A 26579-nucleotide genomic window follows, 5' to 3' on the forward strand; every position below is an offset into this window, starting at 1 on the left:
GACACACAACTTAAAGGAGAAGCGTTTGGTAGAAAAAGTTATTACCCTGGAAAATGTATCACTGATTGATTTTCTGGGCGTAGAAAACCAAAACATCAAAGAGGTCGCATCGGCCTTCCCTAAAAGCAAGATTATATCCCGCGGCAATGAGATCCGGATCCAGGGTAGCACCGCGGAAATCCTGAAGATCAATGATATTGTTAATAGCCTCGTGGCCCATTACAATAAGTATGGCAAAATCACACAGGACAATGTCAAAACTTACCTGGAAGAAGACGAGCGCCAGGCCCTTGAATCGAATGGGAAAGAAGAAGCGCTGATTTACGGAACTAAGGGGTTTGTAATTAAGCCTAAAACGCCCAACCAGGTTCGTCTGGTAGAGGCCGCACGGAAGAATGACCTTGTGTTTGCACTGGGGCCAGCCGGTACAGGTAAAACTTACATTTCTGTAGCACTGGCGGTACGAGCCCTCAAAAACAAAGAAGTAAAAAAGATCATCATTACCCGGCCGGCAGTGGAAGCTGGTGAGAATCTTGGTTTCTTACCCGGAGACCTAAAGGAAAAGGTAGATCCCTACCTAAGGCCTATCTATGATGCGCTGGATGATATGGTACCTGCTGAAAAACTGCGGTATTACCAGGAAAACCGGGTGATAGAGATTGCCCCTTTGGCTTATATGCGGGGTCGTACACTTAATAATGCCTTTATCCTGCTGGACGAGGCACAAAATACGACTCCTATGCAGATCAAAATGTTTCTGACACGTATGGGACCTAACTCTAAGGTGATCATCACCGGTGATCAGTCCCAGATAGACCTACCCAAAAATCAGAAATCCGGGCTGCGCGAGGCCATTAACATCTTGAAAAATGTGAATGGTATCGGCTTTGTAGAACTGGATGGAAAGGATGTGATACGTCACAAACTCGTGAAGGAAATAATTGAAGCCTACGACATAGCCGATCAGGAAGTCAAAAAGCCTTATACAAAGTAATGCTGATAGAAGTAGTCCACGCCAATACACCCGACCAGCTCAGTGATGTGTTTTCAATTCGTGAGCGTGTCTTTGTAGAAGAGCAGGAGGTTTCCCGAGAAGATGAATACGATCAATTCGAGGATACCTCTACTCATTTTCTTGCCATGGCTGATGGCAAACCCGCAGGAACGGCTCGCTGGCGATTTACTGAAAAGGGCATAAAACTGGAACGCTTTGCTGTAGATAAGCCATACCGCGGTAAGGGGGTTGGTGCAGCACTAGTACAGGCTGTAATGGATAATATTAGCCAACACCCTGAGGCAAAAGGCAGAACACTGTATTTGCACAGTCAGCTAAAAGCCATGCCCCTATATGCCCGCTTTGGATTTAAGAAAAAAGGCGAGATGTTTGAAGAGTGTGGTATACAGCACTTTACCATGGCCACCGCCATTGACCAGGGTTAACCAAAAAAACTGAGAGCCGATTTGATGGTGTGGCAGTGAGCATCTACCACATCTGCCACCCGTTCGCTATAGCCTCCACCCATGGTAACGACTACGGGCAGATTATTGCGAATACAGCAGCGAAACACAAGATCGTCCCGTTGCCTACACCCATTTTTCGTCAGTGCCAGCTTTCCAAGCTTATCAGTGGCCAGTACATCTACACCTGCCTGATAAAAAACTATATCAGGCTGTACCTTTCTGAGTATCTTATTCAACTGGTAGTCCAGCACATCGAGGTAACGATCATCTCCAGTGCCAGTAGGCAAAGCCAGGTCCAGATCTGAATTTTCTTTTTTGAGTGGATAATTATCTTTTCCGTGTATGCTAAAGGTGAATACCTGGAGCTCGTTCTGAAATATATGGGCGGTGCCATTACCCTGATGAACATCCAGGTCAACTACCAGTACCTGCTGCACTTTACCCTTCTGAAGCAGGCTCATGGAAGCAATAGCAATATCATTAAGTACAGAGAACCCTTCGCCATGTCCAGCATAGGCATGGTGTGTTCCTCCGGCCAGGTTAATGCCAAGTCCAGCCTCCAGGGCCCAACCGGCAGCGGCAATAGTACCTGCTACGCTATTCCTGGCGCGATTTACTGACAGTTCTGTAAGGGGCAAACCAATCTTCCGTCGATCTTTTTCCGAAAGTTTCAGTGAGGAAACCTCATCCCAGTACTCCGGTTGGTGTACAAGCAGGATGTCTTCGTCAGAGGCAAGGCCCGGATCTATTAGCTGGCTTTTTTCTACAACTCCTTCATAAAGGAGCTGCTCTTTAACCAATTCGTATTTGATGATGGGAAAGCGATGGCCTTCCGGAAGTTCGTACAAATACTTATCTGAGAAGGCGAGTCTAAAGCTGCCCTGCATTACCAGTTCAATTCCTTTTTCTCCAGAAAAGAGCTTATCCCCTTACGACAATCTTCTGTGGCTCTGGCTTTTGCGTTCATTTCAGCCGCATAATTCAGGCCATCTTCCAGACTCATCGATTGTACTTCAGCTATCATCTTTTTGGTGAGCTCCATAGACTGTCCGCTGTTATTCGTGATTAGTCCTGTGGCAAAGCGGTGTACAGCCTCCTGCAAATCTTCCCCCCATTCCACATTATTAATCAGACCTATTTCTTCAGCACGCTCCGCAGTTATCAATTCACCTGACAGCAACAGCTCTTTGGCTCTCATCTCCCCTATCTTTCTGATTAGAAATACCTTTACGATAGCAGGAATAAATCCTATCCGTACTTCGGTATAGCCAAACCTGGCCTCGGGAACAGTAAATGAGAAATCACACACAGTAGCAAGCCCACAGCCACCCGCTATTGCGTGCCCTTGCACCTGAGCTATGACAACCTTGGGATGGGTATATATTTTATAAAACAGCTCCTTGAGGTGGTTACTGTCTTCAAGGTTCTCCTCGAAAGTATTCTTTTGAAGCTGTTGAATGTAAGCCAGATCAGCTCCAGCACAAAAAGCCTTTCCATTTGCCCGGAGCACTACCACCTTAGTATCATCACTGGCAGCAGCCATATCAAAGGCTTCTTTTAGCTCACCCACTACCTGATAGTTAAGCGCGTTTCGTTTGTCAGGGCGATTGAGTGTAATGTAACCTATCCTGTCCTTCTCTTCGAAGCTTATAAATTCCATGAGGGGGGTATTAATGTTTGGTCAATTTTATGAGCACTAGAGGCTGGTCAGGCGCCTTGACTCGTCTGTCTATTAACAATCTGCCAGCCCAGCGGTTAAAAATGGTTAGAAATCCTGACATTACATGGCATTTTTAAACAACATTCAAGATAACTGGGAACCTGTACTTATTAACCTTGCCTACATAGGCGGGGCTATAGTGGCTGGTCTGATTGTAAAATTGATCATTTTCGCTGTCATACGCGGGTATGCAAAAAAGAAGGGGAATTTTCTGGCGGAAAGCATACTAAACCGGATGAACACCCCTGCTATTATCTTTTTCCCGGTACTATTTCTGTCATTTGTTATTCCAACGCTGGATTTTACCCTACTTGAAGAGGGTACGGTGGATCTCATCATGGAGATAGCCGACATAGCAGCATTCACATACTTACTTGTAAAAGGAGTATACGTGTTTGACGACGTGGTCCGCCATACCCATCAGGTGGATAAAACGGATAATTTCCGCAACCGGAAGGTTCTGACACAGATGACCTACATAAAAAGGATCATGATCATTACCATTACGTTAGTGGCACTGGCAGTGATTCTTATGAACTTTGATAATGTACGAAAAATAGGCACTGGTATCATTACATCCGCCGGTGTTGCAGGTATTATTGTAGGTTTTGCTGCCCAAAAAACCATTGCAAACCTACTCGCAGGCCTGCAAATCGCCTTTACGCAGCCTATCAGAATAGATGATGTGCTTGTAGTGGAGGGGGAATGGGGTCGCGTGGAAGAAATAAATCTGACATACGTAGTGGTTAAAATATGGGACAAAAGGAGGCTGGTGCTCCCAATTCAATATTTTATAGAAAAGCCATTTCAGAACTGGACGCGCCGGTCGAGCGATATTTTGGGCACTATATACCTTTATCTTGACTATACCGTGCCGGTGGAGGAGCTCAGGGATAAGCTGAATAGTATAGTAAAAGACAATCCTCTATGGGATGGGCAGGTTGCAGGTGTTCAGGTGACAAACACTACAGAAACAAATATTGAAGTAAGAGCACTAATAAGCGCCACCGATAGCGGAAAAGCCTGGGACCTGCGTTGTGAGGTAAGGGAAAAACTAGTAGATTTTCTGCAAAAGAATTATCCTCATAGCCTTCCTAAAACAAGAGCTGAGGTGGATGGAAGCCTGCAGGAGGGTGGTGATAAACCAAAGTGGATGCCAGACACAGACAATGAGCCTGCCAAGCTACCACCACCTACATCCTGAAGGCCGGCTGTGGTCGGCCAGAGAAGTAGGGACTGATTTCATCCCGGTACAAAGTAGCAAGACTTAATAACCTGAACGAGAAGAGCCAGCAAACCATTGTTACAGGGATGAGAAAAAGCCAGGCCTGACTGAACCAAAAGAAGCCAGCCAAAGGAGCTAAAAGAAGCATTATGCTTACCAGCCTGTTTATGTACAGCACAGAGTAAGCAAGCAGCATAGCAGGATAAAAATACCAACTGCTTCTAAAGTGGGCGTTGTTTCTTAGAAAGGATTCATACTGCAAGCGTGCTGCCTCCCGAATCCTGCGGCGCTTTTCTTCCTGGCGCAGTTTAGCCTCCATCTCCTCACGCTGCCATTCCTGAAATGCCTGTTTAAACTCGAAGATATCCGGGTCTGAGGAGCAGTTATTACTTCCTGTAAGGATATCATATGCATCTTTTATTTCAATAAAGGTAGCATTAGCCCCCGGAGAAGGGTTATGGTCGGGATGATACTGTAGAGCAAGCTTACGATAGGCCTGGCGTATAGTTTCTTTGTCAGCTCCTTGATCTACTCCTAAAACGTTGTAATAATGTCTCATACAGGCTACCTGAGATGGTTGTTTTTGCAGTTTTTAACTCAATCATCACAACCTTATTCACACACACCTGAAAAACACACAATCACTTACAAATCTGCCATATGAACCAGCTTTGCGGTCAAATGTTGGTTTATCAAGGAAAATTTTTTCAAATTTTGGATTCGAGCCGAACGCCTCGTCAGCAGGTTTTGTCGAAACAAATATGATTAATAATCTACGTAAGATATTACAGAAAATAAACCAAATTTTATCCGAGAACTATTTAGCGCTATAAGTAATGGATCTAGAATTTTAGGAAGTTGAATTACAAGGGGTTTAACATTTACCTCACAAGCGAGGTTATGGAGGGGAGCTTTTAGAAAGCTATTTTTTTAAACTGAAACATCTAATTATGACTATCCTTGAAATCATTTTAGCCATTTTACTTCCCCCGCTAGGCGTTGCAATGCGTTATGGTCTTTCCAGTAAATTCTGGATCAACCTAATCCTTACAATTCTTGGATATATACCAGGGGTAATTCATGCTTTTTACGTGCTATTAAAATAGCCTGCAGATAGATTCTATCTACCCTATGCCTGCCCTCATGCGCTATCTGCGCGGGGCACAGCATCTTTAGCGAGAGGCACTATACGGCCTTTCGCTTTTTTGTTACTCCACTTTTTTATGATCTGTAGTGCCAGCTGCTCCTCGGGCCTCAGGCTGGTCCCCTCCTCTGGACTTTTTTTTCCTTTAAATTCTCTGATTTTTTTGAGCACCTTGTTTTTTTCCAGCCCTTCGAGCATAGCTGGGTGAATATAGTACTCTTTACAAATAGCAGGGGTATTACCCAACTCTTCAGAGACAAGCCTGGTAAGGGTAGGAAGTAATTTCTTTCGAGGATTATCTTCAAGTATTTCCACTGCCTCAGGGTATTTCTTTACAGAATAAACCGTCCCGCCCCAGGTTCTGAAGTCCTTTGCTGTGTAGTCCTCACCACTAATCTCCTGGATATATTGATTAACATCATGACTACTGATGGAGGAGGCTTTTTTTTCGTCATAGAAACGAAAAATCTCATAACCAGGTAGTGAAGAACATTTCTTCACCATCTTGCTTAACTGATTATTCCTAAGGCTTACGGTCCGGTATTTTCCGCTTTTGGCCTTGTACTTAAACACTACCGTACCCTTTTTCACTTCCAGGTGCTTTCTTCTGAGAGTGGTTAGGCCATAGGTTTCATTTTCGCTTCGATAGGCCTCATTACCTATCCTGATCTTAGTTTCATCTAAAATCTTAACCACCAAGGCCATTACTTTTTCACGTGGCCACCCTTCGAGGGCCAAATGCTCCTCCGTTACTTTACGAATATTAGGAAGCTTTTCAGCAAAATCGACCATACGTTGAAACTTGAATAAACTTCTGAATGTATTCCATTCCGGATGATACAGGTATTGTTTGCGCTGTTTAAGATCAAACCCGGTAGCCTGAAGATGTCCGTTAGACTTGTTGCATATCCATACTTTGTCCCAAATAGGAGGAATTTTCAACTCCTGAAATCGTCTTCTCAGTTTCTTATCTTTTACGGTCACGCCATTATGGTCAAAATAGGTAAAGCCCCGGCCATGCTTTCTTCTGGAAAAGCCGGGCATATCATCGTTCACATATACCAGTCCCGGGGGTAAATCACTCATAGCACTTTTTTATTAAAGCCTGAAAATCAAAAGGTAAGAGATAAACAAGAAGCAAGCTTGAATGTTAAAACAGATAACTAACTGATTTTTTAACCTGACTTATAATTGAACAAGCATATGAGTAAACATAAATTAAAAGACCGAAAGATAGCTGTATTAGTAGCCAATGGATTTGAACAGGTAGAGCTAACCAAGCCTGTGGAAGAATTGAAAAAATCAGGCGCTACCGTCCATATAATATCTCCGGAAAGTAAGACCGTAAAAGGTTGGGATAAAACTGACTGGGGCAAAACTTTTGACGTAGATGTGCATTTAGACAGCGCAATGCCAACCGACTATGATGGTCTGGTACTACCTGGTGGTCAGATGAATCCTGACTTTCTCAGAGCAAATGACAAGGCGGTTAATTTCACTAAAAGTTTCTTCAACCAAGGGAAGCCTGTAGCAGCCATATGTCATGGCCCCTGGTTATTGGTAGAAACCGGCGAGATTGACAATAGGAAAATGACTTCTTATAATTCTATACAGACCGACCTCAAAAATGCAGGGGCCAATTGGGTAGATGAGCAGGTAGTCGTGGACAGAGGACTAATCACAAGCCGTAACCCAGATGATCTTGAAGCATTTTGTGAAAAAATGATAGAAGAGTTTGAAGGTGTGCCTGCCTGATAACATACAGCCTTACTCTTCGTTACTATAACTGACAGAGCAATTACTTACCCAAAACCCGTGACTGTAAAAGGTTGCGGGTTTTTTATTTTCTATTGCTATTTTTGAAGGAAAATCCAGCTCAAAGAAATGACATTTGTGCGTACGCTTTATACCATATACGGGGCTATCCTTTTTATAGTCATCTTCCTGCTGCTAATGCCCTTCTTTTTGCTGGTCATTGCTATCCCCGCTTTACAGAAAAGACACACCCATACAATTAATAAAGTGTGGGCTATTCTTTTCTTTTCATTAATCGGCTTGCGGATCCGTAACCGGTATAAAAAACGTTTTCCGAAAAACCAGCAATACATCATCTGTGCAAATCACTTTAGCTACCTGGATATTGCCGTGCTGGGCTTTTCTCCTGTGCCTTTTGTTTTTGTAGGAAAAAGTGAGTTAGCGAAGATCCCCCTTTTTGGGTACATGTTCCGTAAGCTCCACATCACTGTAGACAGGGGCAGTATAAAAGGCAGGTACGAAACATTCAGGCGATCCAAAGAAGCACTGGACAAGGGGTACAATTTGTGCATTTTCCCAGAGGGTGGAATTTTAACAAAGACCCCCCCTCGAATGACCAGATTCAAAGATGGCGCGTTCAGACTCGCCATTGAGAAACAAATACCCATTATACCTGTCACTATTCCTCACAATTGGATAATTTTACCAGATAAGAGTCCGTTAAGATTAAGGCATCATAAAGCCCATGTAGTGTTTCACGCCCCATTAAGCACGGAAGGGCTCACACTTGAGGACGCAGACGAACTGAAACAAAAAGTTTTCGGTATCATAGACGAGGAATTACATTCATATTTCCCCGATGAAAATAGACAAAGCAATATTAAAGAAAATCGCCCACTTAGCCAGGCTGGAGTTCAGGGAGGAAGATGAACAGGCCATGGTCAGCAGTATGACTGATATACTGGACTGGGTAGAAAAGCTAAATGAGCTGGATACAGATAATGTAGAGCCTCTCACAAATATGTCGAGCGAGGTAAATGGGTATCGTGAGGATGAGGTCAAAGAGCATTTATCGCATGAGCGAGCTCTAAAAAACGGGCCTAAGACAGATGAAGATTATTTCCGTGTACCTAAAGTACTGGATTAGCCTATGTTGGGAAACTTGTTTTTCTGGAGGCTGTGGAAGCCGGCCTATCGTTATTTATTTCTGCCCTTTCTTTTTAGCCTGATAGCCCTTCTGATAGCCGGTGCGTATTGGTATATACAGGGATTTGCTAATGTGTTGGATTGGCAGGTACTGACATATCTTAAGGAAAAAAGTTTTCTCTGGAAAGAGATAGACCTGGGGGTAACTCAAATGCCGTTAACGGTTGACTACTTTGTAACGACCGAAGGCTTTACTCCATCTAACATTCAGGTATCCCCTATCCCCTATTACCTTTTATTAGTAGCTTTTGCCGTAGCTTGGTGTATAAGTCTCACAGTGGTCACCACTTTCAGGTCTTTCTGGTTCTACGGCAGTATAGGCCTCCTTTTTTTTATTCTGGTAAACCTACACCCTGAAAGGCTCGTGCTTTTCGGGCAGGAAGGCTATGCCGGGCTTATCTTAATGTCAGTACTATATTTCGGCCCTGCCCTATATATTTATTTCAAAGCGAGCCATATTTCCCTGCCAGTCCGTTTTTACATTTTTGGCGGGATAACAGTTATTATGGCACTGCTAATACATTTTTACAGCCACTTGGTAGCCCCTTTTTACCTGTTCACAGCCGAAAGCATCATGGTCATGCTGATCATTAGTATCGTGTTCATAATCTGGATAGCTCATGAGCCGGTAGCTGCGTTTGTTTACCTGGCCACTCAAAGTGGCCGGGGTGGGAAAGCAAACCTACACTTTACTTTATTGACCCTTGTATATCTAGTCAACGTATTCTTGGCATTTCTACATAACACCCGGGTCATAGACTGGGATATTTTGTACCTGGATGAGTTTTTTCTGCTATCATTATCCATCTGCCTTGGGTTATACGGATGGCGACGGAGCCAGGGGCTTTTCAAAGGTATTTTCAGTGTAGAACCCGAGGGAGTTTTCCTGTATCTGGGGCTGGCCCTGGTATGCGTATCTACTGCCTGTGTATTTTTTGCCAGCGGAAATGACGCGATGATTGAGGTATTGGAAGATGCCATTATCTATAGCCACATGGTCATAGGCTTCGTCTTCTACCTATACATTCTTATTAACTTCTATGATCTGATTCAGAGAGACCTGCAGGCTCATAAGGTTCTTTACAGACCCGCCAAAATTCCTTTTTTTACCCAAAGGCTGCTCGGGCTGATTATCATGACAGGGTTGCTTTTTAAAGCAAGCTTCTTTCCGTTTTACCAGTCACTTGCAGGGTATTATGTAATACAGGGAGACACTTATAACTATCTTGGAGATGAAAACCTTGCCTATCTGAACTATGAAATGGGCCAGGGCTACGAAGGCAGTAGCTTCAGAGCCAACTACACCCTCGCCTATTACAGTGCGCTCAATGACCGCAGGGAGCAGGTAATACCTTACTATGAAAAAGCCTTGCAAAAAAACCCTGCTCCATATGGATATGTGTCGCTGGCAAATATTTATGAAGACAATGACCGGTTTTTCGATGCTCTGTTCCTGCTTCAGCAGGGCTTAGACCCCTTTCCCGGGGAAGGGCATTTATTAAATAATGCCGGCCTGTTGTATGCTTCAAAGAAATTATATGACTCTGCTTTTTATTATTTTGAGGCTGCAGCCGCAAATGATGCCGTAAACCAAACAGCCAGTACTAACGCTGAGGCTATGGTGGTATTAAGCGGGGCCGGCTCGGAAGAAACCGCAAAAGATTTATATAGCGAAACGGCCTATCTGCCGGCCATGAACAACCTGCTTATTCAGTTACGCTCTGCGCCGGAATTTCCTGAAAATGCCTTTAAAGACTCAGTCCTTAATAATGAGCAGTTTGCTTATTTATATAACTACCTCCTAAAGGACCACCAGGGAGACACCCACGCCGGAAATTTGGCAGAAGCTGCCAGGCAGAATATAGGCAATATGCCCTATCAGGACTATTTGTTGCTTTCTAAGGCTTTGGCAGACTATCACAACGGGCATCAGGCCAGGGCGGTGCAGGCCCTTGAGTTTCTAGGAAGGCAGGTAAGAAACCCGGGGTATTATTATTACCTGCTGGCAGGTCTGGCAGCCGACCAGATGTCATACAGGCTAGCTGTAGATTATCTTGAAAGGTCGGCAGAACTAAAGCACAAAGGAGCAGATGAATGGCTGGGCAAAATGTACTTACTCTCAGGGGAATACAAGCAAGCTGATAGCTTATTTACCTACCTCACGGAGACTGATAGCTCTGGCATAAGAGAGGAAATATCTAAGCTGTCGGCTATCGCATCTTTTGCTCAGACGGGTTTTTCTTCAGGAGCGGAGCAACTTGGACCGGACAGGCTAGCAGTGTACCTTCCGGAAAGGGTAAATCGTGACTCTTCACTAGTAGTAGATGCCAACCCTGCAGCGTTGGCATTTGCCCACCTTGTTCAGGCTAAAAACGCTATTGCCACCGGTCAATACGAGCAGGCGGAATACCATCTGGCAGTTGCCGAAAGAAGCAGGAAAGACTTTTCACCTCAACTGAAAAACCGTGTAACAGCCATCAGGCTTGATTATTTGCTTGCGACTGGTCGCTACAGCCGGTTCAGGGATATGGCACTTGATACTGAAGGGAGGCATCTGGCACCCTACAGGGTACTGGCTACTGCCCAGCTGGCATACGATGAGGGTCAGTCTGAAAAGGCAACCACACTCTATACTTCACTTGTAAATAACTATCCATTTTTTGAGCAGGGGGTCCTGAGGTCAACAGATTTCTTTTATTCTGAAAAAAATGAAGAATTGTTGGGTTACGAATCACTACTCGGTGCAATTAAGCTCAACCCCTACAGCATAAGCTTGACTAAAGCTTATGTGGATTACAGCCTGCTGATGGGACTGGAAGAATACGCAGAGGATAAGTTGTCAACATTGAAAAGTTTGATGCCGGAAAACGTCTGGCAGGCTTACTATGAAGGCTACTTACAACGTAAAAATGAGAAGCTGAAATCGGCTGCTGAGTGGAATTAAAGTGAGTGAATGTGCATTCTTAACCAGAAAACATTCTAATTCTCAGATTTATTACACTCAATTTTCTCTAAGTTCGGAATGGATATTTCAGAACTTATTATTTATCAGTTCTCTGTGTTTTTTTGCATTCACATTGCTATAAAGTTTGGAGAGAATATTACTTGTCTATGATTTGCCATGCTTGGTCGTAACCGTTAGGGGATAATTGCGTTAGATTAGTGACTTTAACCAGTTAAGCTATATTTTCATGATTATCCAAGATAAGCTAGAGTCGATTAGAAAGGAAGGACTAGCTCATACCATCTTATCTCTAGGCACTTTTATCAGCGTTAGCCGTTTCGAAAATGCTCACATTAGCATCTATAGATTAGATTCTGACTTTTATGAAGTGTGGACGCACCCTGAGACTGGTGAAATATACTGTACAGAACCTCTTGATAATAAAGTAATCAATCCTTACCTGAAACACCTTTCTGCCAGTTCACTAAACTAGGTAGCACCTTCAGTCATGCGTTTATTCCGCTGGTAATATTCCTTTTGGGAAAGTTTTTCTTTTAAAGTTGATTTACCTATCACTATTTTGACCTGCACAGGTTAACTGAGTGGATAAGCCACGTCAGGCAGGTGGTAAATCTCTTTGCTATGAGCAAAATAATAGAAACGCGTGACATCGGAAAGGTGTACAAAATGGGTATGGAAACAGTTCATGCCCTCAAATCCATTAGCATCTCAATAAATAAAGGAGAGTACGTTGCTTTTATGGGGCCCTCAGGCTCTGGCAAGTCGACTCTTATGAATATTATCGGATGCCTGGACAGTCCAAGCCACGGCACCTACATACTCAATAACCATGATGTCAGTGAACTGGCAGAAGATGACCTGGCTGAGATCCGAAATAAGGAAATAGGATTTGTATTCCAGACATTTAATCTCCTCCCGCGCGCCAGTTCTCTTGAAAACGTTGCACTTCCCCTCATCTATGCAGGAATAGGCAAAGCTGATCGTGAAGACAAGGCCCTTGCCGCCCTTGAAAGCGTTGGCCTTGGCAACCGCGCGCACCATAAGCCAAATGAGCTTTCAGGTGGTCAGCGCCAACGTGTGGCCATTGCCCGTGCCCTCGTTAATGATCCCAGTATTATTCTTGCCGATGAGCCCACAGGTAACCTTGATACTAAAACCAGTTATGACATTATGGAGTTATTCCAACAACTCCATCAAAAAGGCAACACCATCATAATGGTGACGCACGAAGAAGACATAGCTGGATATGCACACCGCATCGTACGACTGAGGGACGGACTGGTAGAACGTGATGAAAAAAATCAAAACATTACGACCGCTACCCGCATGGAAACTACTGAAGAATGAAAATTTATACCAAAACTGGCGATACAGGTAAAACTTCTCTTCTGGGGGGTACTCGTGTCTCTAAATCTCACGTACGTATCGAGTCATACGGGACAGTAGACGAACTTAACTCCTGGATAGGGCTATTACGCGACCTGGATGATAATAGTCGTCGAAGGGAGTTTATGAAAGGTATTCAGGACAGATTGTTTACTATAGGTTCCAGCCTGGCCACTGACCCTGAAAAGCAAAAAGTTAAAATACCGGATTTGCATGACAGTGACATCACTGACCTGGAAGAGGCAATGGATAAAATGAATGAAACGCTTCCGGATATGAGGCACTTCATTCTGCCAGGTGGTCACCAGGCGAACTCTTACTGTCATATTGCCCGTTGTGTGTGCAGACGTTGTGAACGTGCGGTCATCAGGCTCGCCCAAGAGGAACCTGTGGATGAAAGGGTTGTTTTCTACCTGAATCGTCTTTCAGATTATCTTTTTGTTCTTTGCCGAACGATCTCATTTGAAACGGGTTCTGAAGAAATTCCGTGGCTTCCGAGAAAGTAAGCTTTGACATCAATTTGCCACCAGTTCCAATTTTCGTTAAATTCGGGGGCTTTTTTAATTTTCAACTTACAATACAATGACAGAAACTGTTCAGATAGACATTCAGCGCTGCCAAAATTCACGGATAGAGCAGGTGGATTTCAATGACATTAAGTTTGGTCAGGTTTATTCCGACCATATGTTTATGGCAGACTATGTGGATGGTCACTGGACAAACCTGAAAATTATTCCTTATCAGAATCTTTCTCTTAGCCCGGCTACTTCTGCCATTCATTACGGGCAGTCAGTTTTTGAAGGAATGAAGGCCTACAAAAACACTAAAGGTGAAATAGCCATATTCAGGCCGGAAGATAACGCCAGCAGATTAAATGCTTCAGCCAACAGGATGTGCATCCCAGAGCTTCCCGAAGAAATTTTCATGTCTGGACTAATCGAGCTGTTGAAATTGGACTCCAGCTGGATTCCTAATAAAAGGGGGACATCACTTTATATCAGGCCTTTTATTTTTGCAACAGACGAATATATAGGCATTCGCCCTTCATCTACTTATAAGTTCATGATCTTTACCTGTCCGGTAGGAAGCTACTACTCGGGTGCAGTAAAAGTAAAAATAGAGACTAAGTACGCCCGGGCGGTACGCGGTGGTACTGGTTATGCTAAGGCAGCAGGTAATTATGCAGGCTCATTATATCCTGCACGCCAGGCTCAGAATGATGGTTTCAATCAACTGATTTGGACTGACGCACTGACTCATGAATATATTGAGGAGTCCGGCACCATGAATGTCATGTTTATTATTGGTGATTCACTCCTGACTGCTCCTACCGGTGACACGATACTGAAAGGCATTACCCGCAACAGTGTCTTGACCCTGGCTAGGGAATATGGCCTGAAGGTGGAGGAAAGACCTGTGAAAGTGACCGAAGTGTTATATGCTATCAAAAATGGCACCTTGAAGGAAGCTTTTGGTACGGGTACGGCTGCTACCATAGCACATATCTCACATATTGGTCATGAAGACGATATCTATACCCTGCCTGAGGTAGAAGGTAGAAAATTTTCTCCATGGGTGCTGGATCGTCTTGATTCTATAAAATATGGCGATGCTGAGGACACTTATAACTGGGTCCATATCGTTTAAGAATTGCACAGTTATCGAAGAATATAGCCTGTGGTTTTCCACAGGCTTTTTTTTAATCCCATGAGAAAAAAGGTATTCATACTATCTGCTCTTGTAATGATGAGTGGAGTTTTACCGGCACAGGATTACCTGGTGCTCTATAAAAGCGGAACACAAAAAAAGTATACGTATAAGGAGGGGGCAACTATACGTCTGACCACTAAACGTACCAAGGAGGCTTTTCTCGCTAAACTGGACATTATAGAAAAGGACTACTTTCTTAATGGCATTGATACTATTTACTTTAGGGATATCCATCAACTATACCTGCCCAAGCCTGTAAAAGCCTCAAGAGCAACCCGCATGCTGGGAAAAGCCATGCGAATAAGTGGGTTTGGCATAGTTATTCTGGACCTAGCTAATCAGGCTGTTATTGATGATGAGCCATTCAAGGCCAATACAGGGATTTGGATAGCCGGGATTATTACTGGCGGTATAGGGCTCTTACCAGAACTAATCACGCGAAAGAAAAGGAAGGTTAAAGGGCTATGGAAGGTTCAAATGCGCTACAATGTATTATAATAGAAAAGGCCCTGCTAGCTAGCAGGGCCTTTTACTGTATAGAGATTCAAAAAGATAAACTTATCTGAATACCATGATGCGGCCAGTGGCAACATCATATCCTGTAGTGATTCGATAGATATAAGTTTCCTCCTCCAGATCAAGATCTGTAGCAGAAAGATCTACGTTCACTTTTTCACCTGCCTGCACATAACCTTGAAACAGTGTGGTAACCTTGTTACCAGTCAGACGATAAAGCTCTACAGTAACCTCAGACGTTTTGCCTGAAGTAAAGGTGATCTTACCATCAGCATTCAAAGGGTTAGGATAAACATCTGCCTCAATAGAGGTAAATATGCTTCCTGGTGTACGGCACACATCACCCAGGTCATCACTGGTTACGCAAGTACCGGCTTTATATGCAGCCTCCGGCTGATAGCATTCGGTATTGTTGAAGCAAGTCTCAGACTCAGCACACAGTGTGTACGTCACGGAGAAGCTTTCAGCAGATTTGCCAAAGGCTGGCACATCATCGACCTTAATGCCGTATACACCAGTAGTAGGGTCAGTACCTACACTCATGGCCCAACCTTCACTATTACTCATATCACTTACGGAAGCACATGATGGAATACTAACCGTATAGTGTGAGAGGTCATAGCGGCAAGAGCCGTCAGAGCTTACAGTGATTGTATAAGTAGTACACGTACCGTTTTCGCTTACCTCAGTCACTTCTGAGCTAAAGCAATCTGTGCATGACTTATCATCGTCAGAGCCGTCGCCTGAGTCAGAACCGTCTCCACTATCAGAGCCATCTCCATCATCACCTGTACTGCCGTCAGAGTCAGAACCACCGTCACTGCCTGATCCATCATCTGATCCGTCGCTGTCTGAACCAGAGTCACCATCGGAGCCAGAGTCGCTACCTGATCCGTCGTCAGAGCCAGATCCGTCATTTGATCCGTCACCATCTGAACCGGAACCATCTCCTCCATCAGAGCCTGATCCACCATCTTCACCGTCTGAACCACCATCGGTAGGATCCGTTGGATCGGTAGGATCTGTTGGATCAGTAGGGTTCGTTGGGTCAGTCGGATCGGTAGGATCAGTGGCCTCTACCGCGGTTACCGTAGTAGTACAAGTACTTGTACAGCCAGCGACATTAGATACGATCAATGTTACAGTAGCAGAGGTTCCGGCATTACCAGCCAGAAGTTCCGCCTCAAGGGCACCTGAACCACTAACTACTTGCCAGCTACCGTCTTCAGAGGAAACACTCCAGCTATATACCAGACCATCACCTGCAGGAGCAGTTAGCAGATTACCTGAAGACTGCGCAACCCAGTCACCACTAGACTGAATGTTACAGGCAAATGGAGCTGAATCGTAGATATAGAAATTACGTGAAGTTGAGCAACCTGAAGCATCAGTTACAGTAACACTGTAGATGCCTGCAGATACGCCACTGAGGTCTTCATCTGTAGAACCTGTGTTCCAACGGTACGTGTATGGTTCTACACCACCGCTTACGGAAAGATCAATAGAAGCGTCTGAAGCTCCCTGGCAAGAAGGCTCAGTGGAAGTATAAAGTAGGCTGAATGTATTTCTGCGAACATAAGCGCTAACACGGGTAGTACATCCAACGGCATCTGTAACTGTCACTACGTAGCTACCTGAAACAAGTCCGCTAAGATCTTCTTCTGTAGAGCCATTAGACCAGAGATAAGTATAAGGAGCTGTACCGCCTGTAACAGTTAGATCCACGCTTCCTTCAGGCTCATTAGCACATCCGGCAGGGGCTACCACTACACGACCGCTCAGCGTGTTGTTTTCAGCAACATAGAAATAAGCATCAGCCACACAACCAGTAGCATCAGTTACTTTAAGGGCATAAGAGCCCGCAGCTATTCCGCTCAGGTCTTCTGAAGTATTTCCATTTGACCATACATAAGTATAAGGAGCCTCGCCACCTGAAATACTCACATCTACAGAACCTGATAGAGGATCGGTACAGCTAACTTTCGTAATCTGACCGCTTACACTCATTGAAGAAGGCTCTTTAGCCACGTAAATACTTTGAACTGTGGAACATCCTGTTGCATCGGTAACTGTTACCTGATACACACCAAATGCCAGTCCGCTAACATCCTCAGTAGTAGCTCCGTTTGACCATGAATAGGTATAAGGAGCCACACCGCCGATAACTGACAGGTCTATGGCGCCTGATTGTGTATCTCTGCAATTCACCTTAGTGATTAAGGCTTCTGCTGATAGGCCTTCGCCTTCTCTTACAGCACCTGCAAGTTCTACAGAACAACCTTTCGCATCTGATACAATTACAGAATAGCTTCCTGAAGTCAATCCTTCACGATCTACTGAAGTAGAACCATCGTTCCACTGAATAGTATACGGCTCAGTACCACCCGCAACGCTCAAGTCTGCCGCACCGTTTGGGTTACCACAGCTAGCATCTGTAAAGTTTACAGTAGCTTCCAGTGCCTGAGGTTGACCAACCTCCGCTTTAAGCTCAATGGTTTTTCCATTTGCGTCTGTAACCAGCACATCGTAAAGACCGGCAGGGATATTCTCTAAAGAACGACCGGTAGCTCCGTTATTCCACTTAAAAGAATAAGGCTCAGTACCTTCTTCAATTACTACTTTCAGCGCTCCATCAGACGCACCAAAACATGAGGCATCAGTCGCATTGATAGACCCGGAAAGGTTGGAACAATCGACAGATAGCTCTTCTGTATAGACGCATGTAGCTGCTTTGTAGGCAATAGTAGGAGCCCAGCAATCATCACTTACAGCGCAAGCATCCTGAGCACACACTTTAAAGGTAACAGTCATAGTAGATGCCTGATGATCTTCACCGAAGTCTCTTATCTCATCTACCTTGAAACCGAAAACGCCTGAAGTAGGGTCTGTCATATTCAACTCCATAGGGAACCCCTCAGAGTTAGTGGCAGACTTAATGGTACCGCAGGGAACACCAACTGTAAGGTGAGATAATGCTGCCCGGCAGGATGCACCAGCGGACACTTCCATAGTATACACTTTGCAACCACCTTCTTCTTCCACACTTATAATAGAAGAAGAAAAACAGGATTCACCACAATTTTTCTGGGCCATTGCTGAGCTTGTTACCCCTAGTGTCATAACCAGAGTAAACAAGGTAGCGCTCAGAATCTTAGGAAGCAGGAACGACCTGCCTACCGGCCCATCTGAACTAAAACATCGTAAATATTTTCGCATATCGGTAATAATTTTACAACCTTAATTTAGCTCAATTAACCGCCGATCGAAAACAAGGGTTGTGCCTGAAGAGATTCTACAGGTATGAACATCTACATATCTTTATCAATACCTTAATTTGGTCTATTGGCAACAACAAAGCACACTGTGAAAATTTCAATATCACACATAAATATTTGGTAAAAAAAAGTAGATTAAGGCTTGATTAAGGAATTTCAAGGCAAAATATCCATTTACGGATCAACAAGTTAGCCTGCTCATAATTACGGCAATATGAAGGCAAAAACAGCCACTAGCGGAATCATATTTATACCGGCATTACCTAAAAACATTACATGAGATACAAACAATAACAATTGGTCAAATATCTAAATTGAGAGGCGTCGAAGAAGTATATTTAGGTATTAGCTGCCTGCGGGGTTTGCGATATCGCATGGAAATGGTGAATTTTGCGATTGCATTAGAAATATTTTCATCATAATGACTACAGACCAACTTAAAGATATAAAGGCTCGTGTTAATGCCTTGAGGGGGTATCTTTGACTATGATACCAAAAAGAAAGAAGTAGAAGAGCAGGAGCTTATCACCGCCCAACCAGATTTCTGGAACGACCCGAAGGCTGCCGAAGCAGTGATGAAGGAGATCCGTGCTAAAAAATCATGGACTGACTCTTATGAGGATGTTGAAGCGAAATTCGGTGATCTGGAAGCGCTTTACGAGTTCTATGAAGCAGGCGATGTAGAAGAGGATGAGATCAATCAAGAGAAATCGAAGGTAATTAAATCTTTGGAAGATCTTGAGTTCAAGAAAATGCTCTCTGCCGAAGAGGACCAACTCAGTGCCATGATGGAGATCAATCCGGGGGCCGGTGGTACTGAGAGTAACGATTGGGCCAGCATTCTCATGCGCATGTATATCATGTGGGGGGAAAAGAATAAGTATAAGGTCCGTGAGGTTAATTACCAGGCAGGTGAAACGGCTGGTGTGAAAGCTGTAACCCTGGAGTTTGAAGGTGATTTTGCTTATGGGTACCTAAAGGCCGAGAGCGGGGTTCATCGCCTTGTGCGTATTTCTCCTTTTGATAGCGGTGGCCGACGCCATACATCATTTGCTTCTGTATTTGTATACCCTGTGGTAGATGATAGTATCAATATCGAAGTGAACCCTGCTGATATTACCTGGGAAACCTTTCGTTCGGGTGGAGCCGGCGGACAGAACGTGAATAAGGTTGAGACGGCTGTTCGCCTCCGGCACGAACCCAGCGGGCTGATAGTGGAATGCCAGCAGGAACGCAGTCAGCTTCAGAATAAGGAGAAAGCTCTCAATATGTTGAAGTCAAGGCTTTATCAACTGGAGATCCAAAAACGGAATGAAGCCCGGGCTGAGGTGGAAAGCACCAAAAAGAAGATCGACTTTGGCTCTCAGATACGTAGTTACGTGTTGCATCCGTATAAATTGATAAAAGATGTACGCACCGGACATGAGCGCTCAGATGTGCAAAATGTACTGGACGGAGATCTGGACGATTACATTAAGGCTTTCCTGATGAGTCAGGCGGAGCCTGAGGAAAATTAATCAAATAAAAGCGGCTGCCTGGCCGCTTTTATTTTGCGCTTTTGCCTCCTGCTCTCAAGATGAAAACGGAGAAGCAATAAAACCGCGGCAACGCTAAGCCCTGTAAGAAGGCCGAACCATACCCCACTGGACCCGAGAGTTGTGTGAAAACCCATAAGATATCCGACCGGCAGGGCAATGAGCCAGTATGCCACAAAGGTGATGATGGTTGGCACTTTGACATCTCCCATCCCTCTGAGGGCTCCCAGAGTCACCACTTGAACACCGTCTGATATCTGAAAAAAACCAGCAACCACCAGCAGGGAGGCGGCAATTTCTATCACGCCTATTTCATCGATGTAAAGGGTGGGCAGGAAGTCATTGAACACGATAAAGAAGGTGCAAAACAGGGCCATGAATAAGCCCCCTATCAAAATGGCAATGAACCCTGCCTTACGCAATGAACTGAAATCGGAGGCACCTAGCTGGTTTCCCACACGGATAGTGGCAGATGCGGAAATACCAGAAGCAGCCATGTAGGTAATACTGGCGAGGCTAATAGCTATCTGGTGAGCAGCCTGTGCCTTGGCACTTATCCATCCCATCATAATTGTAGCCATGGAAAAAGCGCCTACCTCAAAAAGGAACTGTAATGCAGTGGGCCAGCCCTGCCTCCAAATAGCCGAAAGGTGGGCTTTTTTAATACGGACTACTTCATTATAAGACCGGATATGCCTGTAGCGTGACGACAAGTAATAGTACATAGCCATCCCTCCCCCCATAAGTAGGCGCGATATTACGGTGGCCACCCCCGCTCCTACCAGGCCAAGCGGCGGAAACCCAAGCTTTCCAAATATGAGCAGGTAGTTGAGGACTACATTAAGAAGGTTTGCTGATATGGAAATATACATCGCCTGACGGGTATGGCTCAGTCCTTCTACAAACTGCTTATACACCTGGTATACCATGAGGGGCAAGATGGAGGCGCCAATGAGTAAGAGGTATGGACGGCATGCCTCTACCACAAGTGGGGGTTGCCGGAGGTTATCAAGCAATAAAACACCCGCTCCAAGCAAAAGGGCAAGAAAGATAGCCGCGAGGCCATTGAGGAGGAGGCCGTTCTTAAGAATAGCCGCCTTTCTCATTACGTTTTTTTTACCGTCTGCAGCGGCAGCAAGCGGGGTAAGGGCGAAGGAAAACCCTAATCCTATGGTAAGGATAATGATGAACACACCATTGGCCAGGGATGCTGCAGCCAAAGGAATAGTACCAAGCTGACCGACCATGATGCTGTCTGCAACTCCTACCATAACATGGCCTAGCTGACCTAGCATCACAGGACCCGCAAGGGTAAGCGTCTTCCTGATGTGTTCGTTTGTGGTCATTACTTATCTGCTTATTAAATATCGAGCATACGGGCCACTTTAAGGAGGCCAGCTACGCTGATTGCATCCGTTATTTCCTGATTCATGACCATATGTATGGCTTCAGCCAGGGGAAGATTACGGATGAGCAAATCTTCTGTTTCTTCGAATTCAGTTTCACCCTGGGTAAGATCTAATGCCAGAAATACGAAGCCTTCCTCATCGGTTACTGAAGTGGAAGTATGAAGCCTCATGATATTTTCCCACCGTGCTGCGGAAAGTCCCGTCTCCTCTTTCAGTTCACGCCTGGCTGATTCAAGAATATCTTCGCCCACCGGACCTCCTCCCATGGGTATCTCCCAGGTGTATTCTTCAAGTGTGTATCTGTACTGGCCTACCAGCCATGTATTCCCGTTTTCATCAACAGGAATAATACCCAGGGCTTTATTCTTAAAATGAACCTTACCATAAATACCTTCACCTCCTTTGGGATTGATCACCTGATACTCGGTTACATTTACCCAAGGGTTATCGTACTTCTCCACACCACTCAGGGTTTGCCAGGGGTTCTTATCCAGATCTTTCATGCGGCAAAAATAGCAAAAGGCCCGGGCTATTCTGTCTGCATGAAGAAAGACTTTTGTAAATGAAAAAATGACGGATCTGAATAAATTACCCCCACCAAAGGAGGGGGTTTTCAATGGTTATTACCCCCAAAGGGGGATAGGCAGTTATCGAATAGCGGGATATCTATATCCCCATCCTCTTTCTTATCTTCCTTCTCCTGATACTTAACATACCGCTTTATCTTTTCTTCATCTATGCCTACCGTACTTACAAAATAGCCTCGTGACCAAAAATGATTGCCCCAATAGGGTTTTCTGCGAAGACTCTTGAAGTTCTTAAACATCATGATCGCTGTCTTACCCTTGAGAATACCCATGAAGTCTGATACACTAAGTTTCGGAGGTATACTACATACCAAATGAACGTGATCTGGCTGAATGTTCAACTCTTCTACCTTGACCTCCTTCCATTCACATATCGTCTTTATCTTATTCTCCAACGTATCTGCAACAATATCACGAAGTATACGGTGGCGGTACTTCGGGGTCCATACTACATGATAGACACAATAGTAAAAGCTATGCGATAGCTTACGATACTTGCTCATTCCACAATATACCCCTACTGGCATAGCCCTCAAACATGACCACCGTCTAAGACGGTGGTTTTAATTCGATTAATAAATTATGGCTTCCACTTGATGGAGCAGAATATGGAAAGTAAATTTCGGGATGCTGGCATCGTTTCATACGAAAGGAATCACAGAGGCGGGATGCGATGAGGCGGGCAGAGGTTGCCTGGCAGGCCCGGTGGTGGCCGCTGCAGTCATTTTGCCATCAAATTATCGCCATTCGCTACTGAATGATAGCAAAAAGCTTAAAAAGGCTGACCGCGACCTGCTTCGGAAAGACATAGAACAGGATGCCCTGGCCTGGGCTGTGGCTGAGGTGGACCATCTGGAGATCGATCGTATAAACATACTTAACGCTTCATTTCTAGCCATGCATCGTGCGATAGAGGGGCTTACTCTACGCCCGCAGTGCCTGCTGATTGATGGTAACCGATTTACGCCCTACCCGGACATTCCTCACCATTGCATTATTAAAGGTGATGGCAAATACTTATCTATAGCTGCTGCCTCGATATTAGCTAAAACCTACCGTGATGAGCTTATGTGCTCAATGGCCAGATTGTACCCGGATTATGGTTGGGAATCTAATGCGGGCTACCCGACTACTCTTCACCGCCGGGCTATTGCGGCCATTGGTCCTACTCCTTACCATCGTCGTTCTTTCAGACTTTTGCCTGAACAGTTGGAGATATTTTAAGGATATAGCATTTTTGGGGCATGGAAAATCTGAAGAAAACTGCCCTTAACGAGGTCCACCACAAATTAGGTGCTAAAATGGTACCTTTTGCCGGGTATGAAATGCCTGTACGTTACACTTCTGACATAGAGGAACACAACACTGTACGTGAAGGCGTAGGCATCTTTGATGTATCTCATATGGGTGAGTTTATGGTCAGAGGCCCTAAAGCCCTGGATCTGATACAGCGCATCACCTCTAACGATGCCAGCAAACTTTTTGATGGTAAAGCGCAGTATAGCTGCATTACCAATACAAACGGCGGGATTGTTGACGACTTATTAGTGTACCGGCTATCTGAAGAAGAATACCTGTTGGTAGTGAATGCGAGTAATATAGAAAAGGACTGGAACTGGATTACGCAATATAATACTGAAGGGGTGGAGATGGAGAACATCTCTGATGAAATGAGCCTCTTTGCTGTGCAGGGACCTAAAGCTACCGAAGCTCTTCAAAGCCTTACGGATATCAACCTGCCAGAGATGAAATTTTATACGTTTGAGAAAGGCACCTTTGCAGGGGTAAGTGACGTGATTGTTTCAGCCACGGGCTATACTGGTTCCGGAGGGTTTGAAATCTATGTGAGTAATAAAGATGCTGAATCTGTATGGAATAGCATCATGGAAGCAGGAGCTGATTTCGACATAAAGCCTATCGGGCTTGGCGCAAGGGATACGCTTCGACTGGAAATGGGCTTTTGCCTGTACGGAAATGATCTCGATGACACTACCTCTCCCCTGGAGGCCGGGCTGGGCTGGATTACTAAGTTCACTAAGGATTTTACCAATTCTAATAATCTTGCCAAACAAAAAGAGGAAGGGGTAGAAAAAAAATTGAGTGCTTTTCGCTTGATAGACAGAGGAATACCAAGACAAGGGTACGAAATCTATAGTGAAGATGAGAAAAAAATTGGCAAAGTTACTTCCGGATCTCAGAGCCCTAGCCTAAATTGTGGTATTGGACTTGGGTATTTATTGAAGGAGTATGCCAAACCCGGTACGGAAGTTTTTATTGCCGTAAGAAACCGGAAGCTTAAAGCTGAAGTAGTTAAATTACCATTTTACAAGGCAAATTGAGCAGAGCAGAAAAAGAAGCAATTATAATTAAGAAGCTCAGCGAGGTATCTGACAGTGACCTCGATGAGCTTTTTACTGTAATTTGTGCTATGACCTTCGGGAATGAAAAGGGGCTTAAAGATTACAGCCAATTTTTGGATGAGCCAAAGTCTAAAGAAGGAAAGCACCTTCGGGACGAGTTTCTGAACTACAAAAAGCAGTATCCGCGTGAATGATCAACCAGGCGAACCACAAAGGGAAGTTTATGTATGTGACACCATGGCACTTGTGTTATGGCTCGAAGAACGCAAACTTCCAAACTCTATTCTTTACATCTTTTCGGAAGTTATACACGGAAGGGCTAAGTTGGTAATACCAGCCATGGTGCTAGCCGAAGTAGGTTATCTTTCTGAAAAAAAACGAATAGGGCTTTCACTCGCTGATGTGTCTCTGTGGGCGGATAAGATAAAAACTGTAAGAGTAGCCCCGGTAAGCGGATCAGTTACGCAAAAGGCCTTCATAATAAATGATATTCCTGAGCTGCATGACCGCCTGATTGCGGCAACTGCCGCAGAGCTAAACGCTCCACTGCTTACTAATGACCCCAAAATCAAAGCCAGCAAATTCGTTAACACCATCTGGAATATACCCCGGAATGCACAACAGAAAACTCGACGTTTGCCTGAGTCCAGAACTATTTCATCTGTACGATCATAAGGACAGGGTAGTAATAGTTACTGATATACTCCGTGCTACCAGCTGTATGACTACAGCTATGGCATATGGCGTAAATAGCATCACGCCAGTAGCCACAGTAGAGGAATGCATTGAACTTCAAAACAGTGGCATGATATGCGCTGCTGAACGTGGCGGTGAAAAGGTAGAAGGATTTGAGCTGGACAACTCACCATACAGCTACATGAATCCTGACCTTCGAGGGCAGGACATAGGCGTGACGACGACTAATGGCACAATGGCTATTACTAAATCAGCGGATGCATTACAGGTATTGGCAGGCTCCTTTCTTAATATTTCTGCACTGGCTGATTATCTAAAAACTGTGGATTCAGACCTGCTTATTTTCTGCGCGGGGTGGAAAGGGAAGTTTAACCTTGAGGATACTCTATTTGCAGGTGCTCTGGCAAATATGCTGTCGGATAGTCATGAAGCTGAATGCGATGCCGTACTGGCTTCGGGCATGCTATATGATCAGGTTAAAGATGATCTGCAAAATGCATTGAAAGACTCGAGCCATGTGCAAAGACTAAAGCGACTGAATATAGATAAGGATATCGCCTTTTGCCTCACGAGGGATGAGTATCAGGCCATTCCGGTTTTGAAAGATGGTAAGCTTGTCCTACTAAAATAATTTTTTCCTTCATATCATTTGAATCAAAAAACTATTCGCATTACTTTGTAGTTCAAAGTGCTTTCACATGGAGGTAAAAACAGACTACAAAAGAGAGCTATCTGATATACGCCGAATGATGGCCAAGTCCTCACGGTTCATATCTCTAAGCGGGTTATCAGGTATTTTTGCAGGCATTTATGCTCTTGCAGGTGCGTTTATAGCATACAAAATCGGGTACCGGAATTTTGACCTGACCTTTTATGACAGGCTATTTGAAAGGAGCTCTGCAGACACTGTTTATCTCTTACTTGATGGACTGGGAATATTGACTCTCACGCTCATTACAGGGTTCTTTTTCACAAAAAGAAAGGCAAAAAAAGATGGCATTAAAATGTGGAGTCCGGCCTCAAGGCTGCTCCTTGAAAATCTATCATACCCTTTAATAGCAGGCGGACTGATTTGCCTTATACTACTGGAGAAAGGCCTGGTGGGGCTGGTTGCACCTCTTTCCCTGGTATTTTACGGAATTGCTCTGGTAAGCTGTAGTGCTTATACCCTCAGAGATATTAAATTTCTGGGAGTTTGTGAGATCATTTTAGGTATTATTGCAACCTTCTTCATAGGTTATGGCCTGATATTTTGGGCTATTGGTTTTGGCGTGCTACACATTATTTACGGTACGCTAATGTATTATAAATACGAGCGGTGAAAGACCACATCATCCATAAGCTCAACAAGGCGTTTGAGAACCGGATTCGATTAGGCGTGATGTCGGCATTATTGGCAAACGATAAGGTGGAATATACCGAAATTAAGGAGCTTCTTCAGGTAACTGACGGCAACCTGGCAAGCCACCTTAAGGCACTTGAAAAAGCAAATTATATTCAGGTTCACAAAAAGTTTGTCGGCAGAAAACCTAATACATCCTACTCTGCCACCAGGGAAGGGGTTTCTGCATTCCAAGAACACATCAATGCATTAGAGGCCCTTATTAAGGGAGAATAAAAAATTTTATA

At 44.4% G+C, this 26579-nt stretch carries 29 protein-coding genes; 21 read left to right on the forward strand and 8 right to left on the reverse strand.

Annotation, left to right across the window (positions count from 1 at the left end; translation table 11 throughout):
- Positions 1-25: 25 nt before the first annotated feature.
- Together AB9P05_RS03220 and AB9P05_RS03225 are read left to right on the forward strand one after the other, a co-directional pair.
- Positions 26-994, forward strand: a complete 969-nt coding sequence (locus tag AB9P05_RS03220) for a PhoH family protein (RefSeq protein WP_371907374.1) — start codon at positions 26-28, stop codon at positions 992-994.
- Entirely contained in the window at positions 994-1440 is a 447-nt protein-coding gene (locus AB9P05_RS03225) for a GNAT family N-acetyltransferase (RefSeq protein WP_371907375.1), read from the forward strand. Before AB9P05_RS03220 ends, AB9P05_RS03225 begins: the two co-directional genes overlap by 1 nt.
- Here AB9P05_RS03225 and AB9P05_RS03230 read toward each other — a convergent pair.
- Both AB9P05_RS03230 and AB9P05_RS03235 read right to left on the reverse strand, forming a co-directional pair.
- Complete coding sequence (locus tag AB9P05_RS03230) at positions 1437-2348, reverse strand: histone deacetylase (protein WP_371907376.1); 912 nt, start codon at positions 2346-2348, stop codon at positions 1437-1439. The two genes, AB9P05_RS03225 and AB9P05_RS03230, sit on opposite strands and share 4 nt — an antisense overlap.
- Positions 2348-3121, reverse strand: a complete 774-nt coding sequence (locus tag AB9P05_RS03235; protein ID WP_371907377.1) for an enoyl-CoA hydratase/isomerase family protein — start codon at positions 3119-3121, stop codon at positions 2348-2350. Before AB9P05_RS03235 ends, AB9P05_RS03230 begins: the two co-directional genes overlap by 1 nt.
- Before the next feature lie 124 nt (positions 3122-3245).
- Between AB9P05_RS03235 and AB9P05_RS03240 the strand changes: the two genes are divergently transcribed.
- A complete protein-coding gene (locus AB9P05_RS03240) occupies positions 3246-4385 on the forward strand; it encodes a mechanosensitive ion channel family protein (protein ID WP_371907378.1) in 1140 nt (379 codons plus the stop codon).
- On the opposite strand, the gene AB9P05_RS03245 is transcribed toward AB9P05_RS03240, so the two are convergent.
- Entirely contained in the window at positions 4375-4965 is a 591-nt protein-coding gene (locus AB9P05_RS03245; RefSeq protein WP_371907379.1) for a DnaJ domain-containing protein, read from the reverse strand. The genes AB9P05_RS03240 and AB9P05_RS03245 overlap by 11 nt on opposite strands.
- 391 nt (positions 4966-5356) lie before the next feature.
- Between AB9P05_RS03245 and AB9P05_RS03250 the strand changes: the two genes are divergently transcribed.
- On the forward strand, positions 5357-5512 hold the full coding sequence (locus AB9P05_RS03250; protein WP_371907380.1) for a YqaE/Pmp3 family membrane protein: 156 nt from the start codon (positions 5357-5359) through the stop codon (positions 5510-5512).
- A gap of 35 nt (positions 5513-5547) precedes the next feature.
- Here the strand turns inward: AB9P05_RS03250 and AB9P05_RS03255 are convergent, their stop codons facing one another.
- A complete protein-coding gene (locus AB9P05_RS03255; protein ID WP_371907381.1) occupies positions 5548-6636 on the reverse strand; it encodes a DNA topoisomerase IB in 1089 nt (362 codons plus the stop codon).
- A gap of 117 nt (positions 6637-6753) precedes the next feature.
- Between AB9P05_RS03255 and AB9P05_RS03260 the strand changes: the two genes are divergently transcribed.
- From AB9P05_RS03260 to AB9P05_RS03300, 9 genes are all read left to right on the forward strand, one after another.
- A complete protein-coding gene (locus AB9P05_RS03260; protein ID WP_371907382.1) occupies positions 6754-7305 on the forward strand; it encodes a type 1 glutamine amidotransferase domain-containing protein in 552 nt (183 codons plus the stop codon).
- A 129-nt stretch (positions 7306-7434) separates the two neighbouring features.
- The gene (locus AB9P05_RS03265; protein WP_371907383.1) at positions 7435-8235 is read left to right on the forward strand and encodes a lysophospholipid acyltransferase family protein; all 801 of its coding nucleotides are present in this window, start codon (positions 7435-7437) and stop codon (positions 8233-8235) included.
- Positions 8165-8452: an Asp-tRNA(Asn)/Glu-tRNA(Gln) amidotransferase subunit GatC gene (gene gatC, locus AB9P05_RS03270; RefSeq protein WP_371907384.1), complete on the forward strand. Its 288-nt coding sequence runs from the start codon at positions 8165-8167 to the stop codon at positions 8450-8452. Before AB9P05_RS03265 ends, gatC begins: the two co-directional genes overlap by 71 nt.
- Before the next feature lie 3 nt (positions 8453-8455).
- Positions 8456-11455 (forward strand): hypothetical protein, encoded by a 3000-nt coding sequence (locus AB9P05_RS03275; RefSeq protein WP_371907385.1) that lies wholly within the window; start codon positions 8456-8458, stop codon positions 11453-11455.
- A gap of 247 nt (positions 11456-11702) precedes the next feature.
- The gene (locus tag AB9P05_RS03280) at positions 11703-11948 is read left to right on the forward strand and encodes a hypothetical protein (protein ID WP_371907386.1); all 246 of its coding nucleotides are present in this window, start codon (positions 11703-11705) and stop codon (positions 11946-11948) included.
- Between the two features lie 149 nt (positions 11949-12097).
- On the forward strand, positions 12098-12823 hold the full coding sequence (locus AB9P05_RS03285) for an ABC transporter ATP-binding protein (protein ID WP_371907387.1): 726 nt from the start codon (positions 12098-12100) through the stop codon (positions 12821-12823).
- Complete coding sequence (locus AB9P05_RS03290) at positions 12820-13368, forward strand: cob(I)yrinic acid a,c-diamide adenosyltransferase (RefSeq protein ID WP_371907388.1); 549 nt, start codon at positions 12820-12822, stop codon at positions 13366-13368. The genes AB9P05_RS03285 and AB9P05_RS03290 overlap by 4 nt, the downstream gene beginning before the upstream one ends.
- A 76-nt stretch (positions 13369-13444) precedes the next feature.
- Positions 13445-14509, forward strand: coding sequence for a branched-chain amino acid aminotransferase (locus tag AB9P05_RS03295; RefSeq protein WP_371907389.1), 1065 nt, complete (start codon positions 13445-13447; stop codon positions 14507-14509).
- A gap of 60 nt (positions 14510-14569) precedes the next feature.
- The gene (locus AB9P05_RS03300) at positions 14570-15070 is read left to right on the forward strand and encodes a hypothetical protein (protein ID WP_371907390.1); all 501 of its coding nucleotides are present in this window, start codon (positions 14570-14572) and stop codon (positions 15068-15070) included.
- Between the two features lie 60 nt (positions 15071-15130).
- On the opposite strand, the gene AB9P05_RS03305 is transcribed toward AB9P05_RS03300, so the two are convergent.
- Complete coding sequence (locus tag AB9P05_RS03305; RefSeq protein ID WP_371907391.1) at positions 15131-18181, reverse strand: T9SS type A sorting domain-containing protein; 3051 nt, start codon at positions 18179-18181, stop codon at positions 15131-15133.
- 603 nt (positions 18182-18784) lie between these two features.
- Here AB9P05_RS03305 and prfB point away from each other — a divergent pair.
- Positions 18785-19880, forward strand: a protein-coding gene (gene prfB / locus AB9P05_RS03310; RefSeq protein ID WP_371907392.1) for a peptide chain release factor 2 whose coding sequence is annotated in 2 segments (ribosomal slippage) — positions 18785-18844 and positions 18846-19880 — 1095 coding nt in all. Because the reading frame shifts where the segments join, the coding sequence is not laid out codon by codon here.
- On the opposite strand, the gene AB9P05_RS03315 is transcribed toward prfB, so the two are convergent.
- The 3 genes from AB9P05_RS03315 to tnpA form a co-directional block, all read right to left on the reverse strand.
- Complete coding sequence (locus tag AB9P05_RS03315) at positions 19877-21244, reverse strand: MATE family efflux transporter (RefSeq protein WP_371907393.1); 1368 nt, start codon at positions 21242-21244, stop codon at positions 19877-19879. The two genes, prfB and AB9P05_RS03315, sit on opposite strands and share 4 nt — an antisense overlap.
- 14 nt (positions 21245-21258) lie before the next feature.
- Positions 21259-21810: an NUDIX domain-containing protein gene (locus AB9P05_RS03320; RefSeq protein ID WP_371907394.1), complete on the reverse strand. Its 552-nt coding sequence runs from the start codon at positions 21808-21810 to the stop codon at positions 21259-21261.
- A 110-nt stretch (positions 21811-21920) separates the two neighbouring features.
- A complete protein-coding gene (tnpA, locus tag AB9P05_RS03325) occupies positions 21921-22397 on the reverse strand; it encodes an IS200/IS605 family transposase (RefSeq protein ID WP_371907395.1) in 477 nt (158 codons plus the stop codon).
- 124 nt (positions 22398-22521) lie between these two features.
- Here tnpA and AB9P05_RS03330 point away from each other — a divergent pair, with 124 nt between their 5' ends.
- From AB9P05_RS03330 to AB9P05_RS03360, 7 genes are all read left to right on the forward strand, one after another.
- Entirely contained in the window at positions 22522-23118 is a 597-nt protein-coding gene (locus tag AB9P05_RS03330; protein ID WP_371907396.1) for a ribonuclease HII, read from the forward strand.
- Positions 23119-23138: 20 nt separating this feature from the next.
- Positions 23139-24233 (forward strand): glycine cleavage system aminomethyltransferase GcvT, encoded by a 1095-nt coding sequence (gene gcvT, locus AB9P05_RS03335; protein WP_371907397.1) that lies wholly within the window; start codon positions 23139-23141, stop codon positions 24231-24233.
- Positions 24230-24448 (forward strand): hypothetical protein, encoded by a 219-nt coding sequence (locus AB9P05_RS03340; RefSeq protein WP_371907398.1) that lies wholly within the window; start codon positions 24230-24232, stop codon positions 24446-24448. Before gcvT ends, AB9P05_RS03340 begins: the two co-directional genes overlap by 4 nt.
- On the forward strand, positions 24441-24929 hold the full coding sequence (locus AB9P05_RS03345) for a type II toxin-antitoxin system VapC family toxin (RefSeq protein ID WP_371907399.1): 489 nt from the start codon (positions 24441-24443) through the stop codon (positions 24927-24929). The genes AB9P05_RS03340 and AB9P05_RS03345 overlap by 8 nt, the downstream gene beginning before the upstream one ends.
- Complete coding sequence (locus tag AB9P05_RS03350; protein WP_371907400.1) at positions 24868-25581, forward strand: 2-phosphosulfolactate phosphatase; 714 nt, start codon at positions 24868-24870, stop codon at positions 25579-25581. Before AB9P05_RS03345 ends, AB9P05_RS03350 begins: the two co-directional genes overlap by 62 nt.
- Before the next feature lie 67 nt (positions 25582-25648).
- Positions 25649-26272 (forward strand): hypothetical protein, encoded by a 624-nt coding sequence (locus AB9P05_RS03355; RefSeq protein WP_371907401.1) that lies wholly within the window; start codon positions 25649-25651, stop codon positions 26270-26272.
- Complete coding sequence (locus AB9P05_RS03360; protein ID WP_371907402.1) at positions 26269-26568, forward strand: winged helix-turn-helix domain-containing protein; 300 nt, start codon at positions 26269-26271, stop codon at positions 26566-26568. The genes AB9P05_RS03355 and AB9P05_RS03360 overlap by 4 nt, the downstream gene beginning before the upstream one ends.
- Positions 26569-26579: the final 11 nt, after the last annotated feature.

This window comes from Roseivirga sp. BDSF3-8 (genome assembly GCF_041449215.1).
Taxonomy (GTDB): Bacteria; Bacteroidota; Bacteroidia; order Cytophagales; family Cyclobacteriaceae; genus JBGNFV01.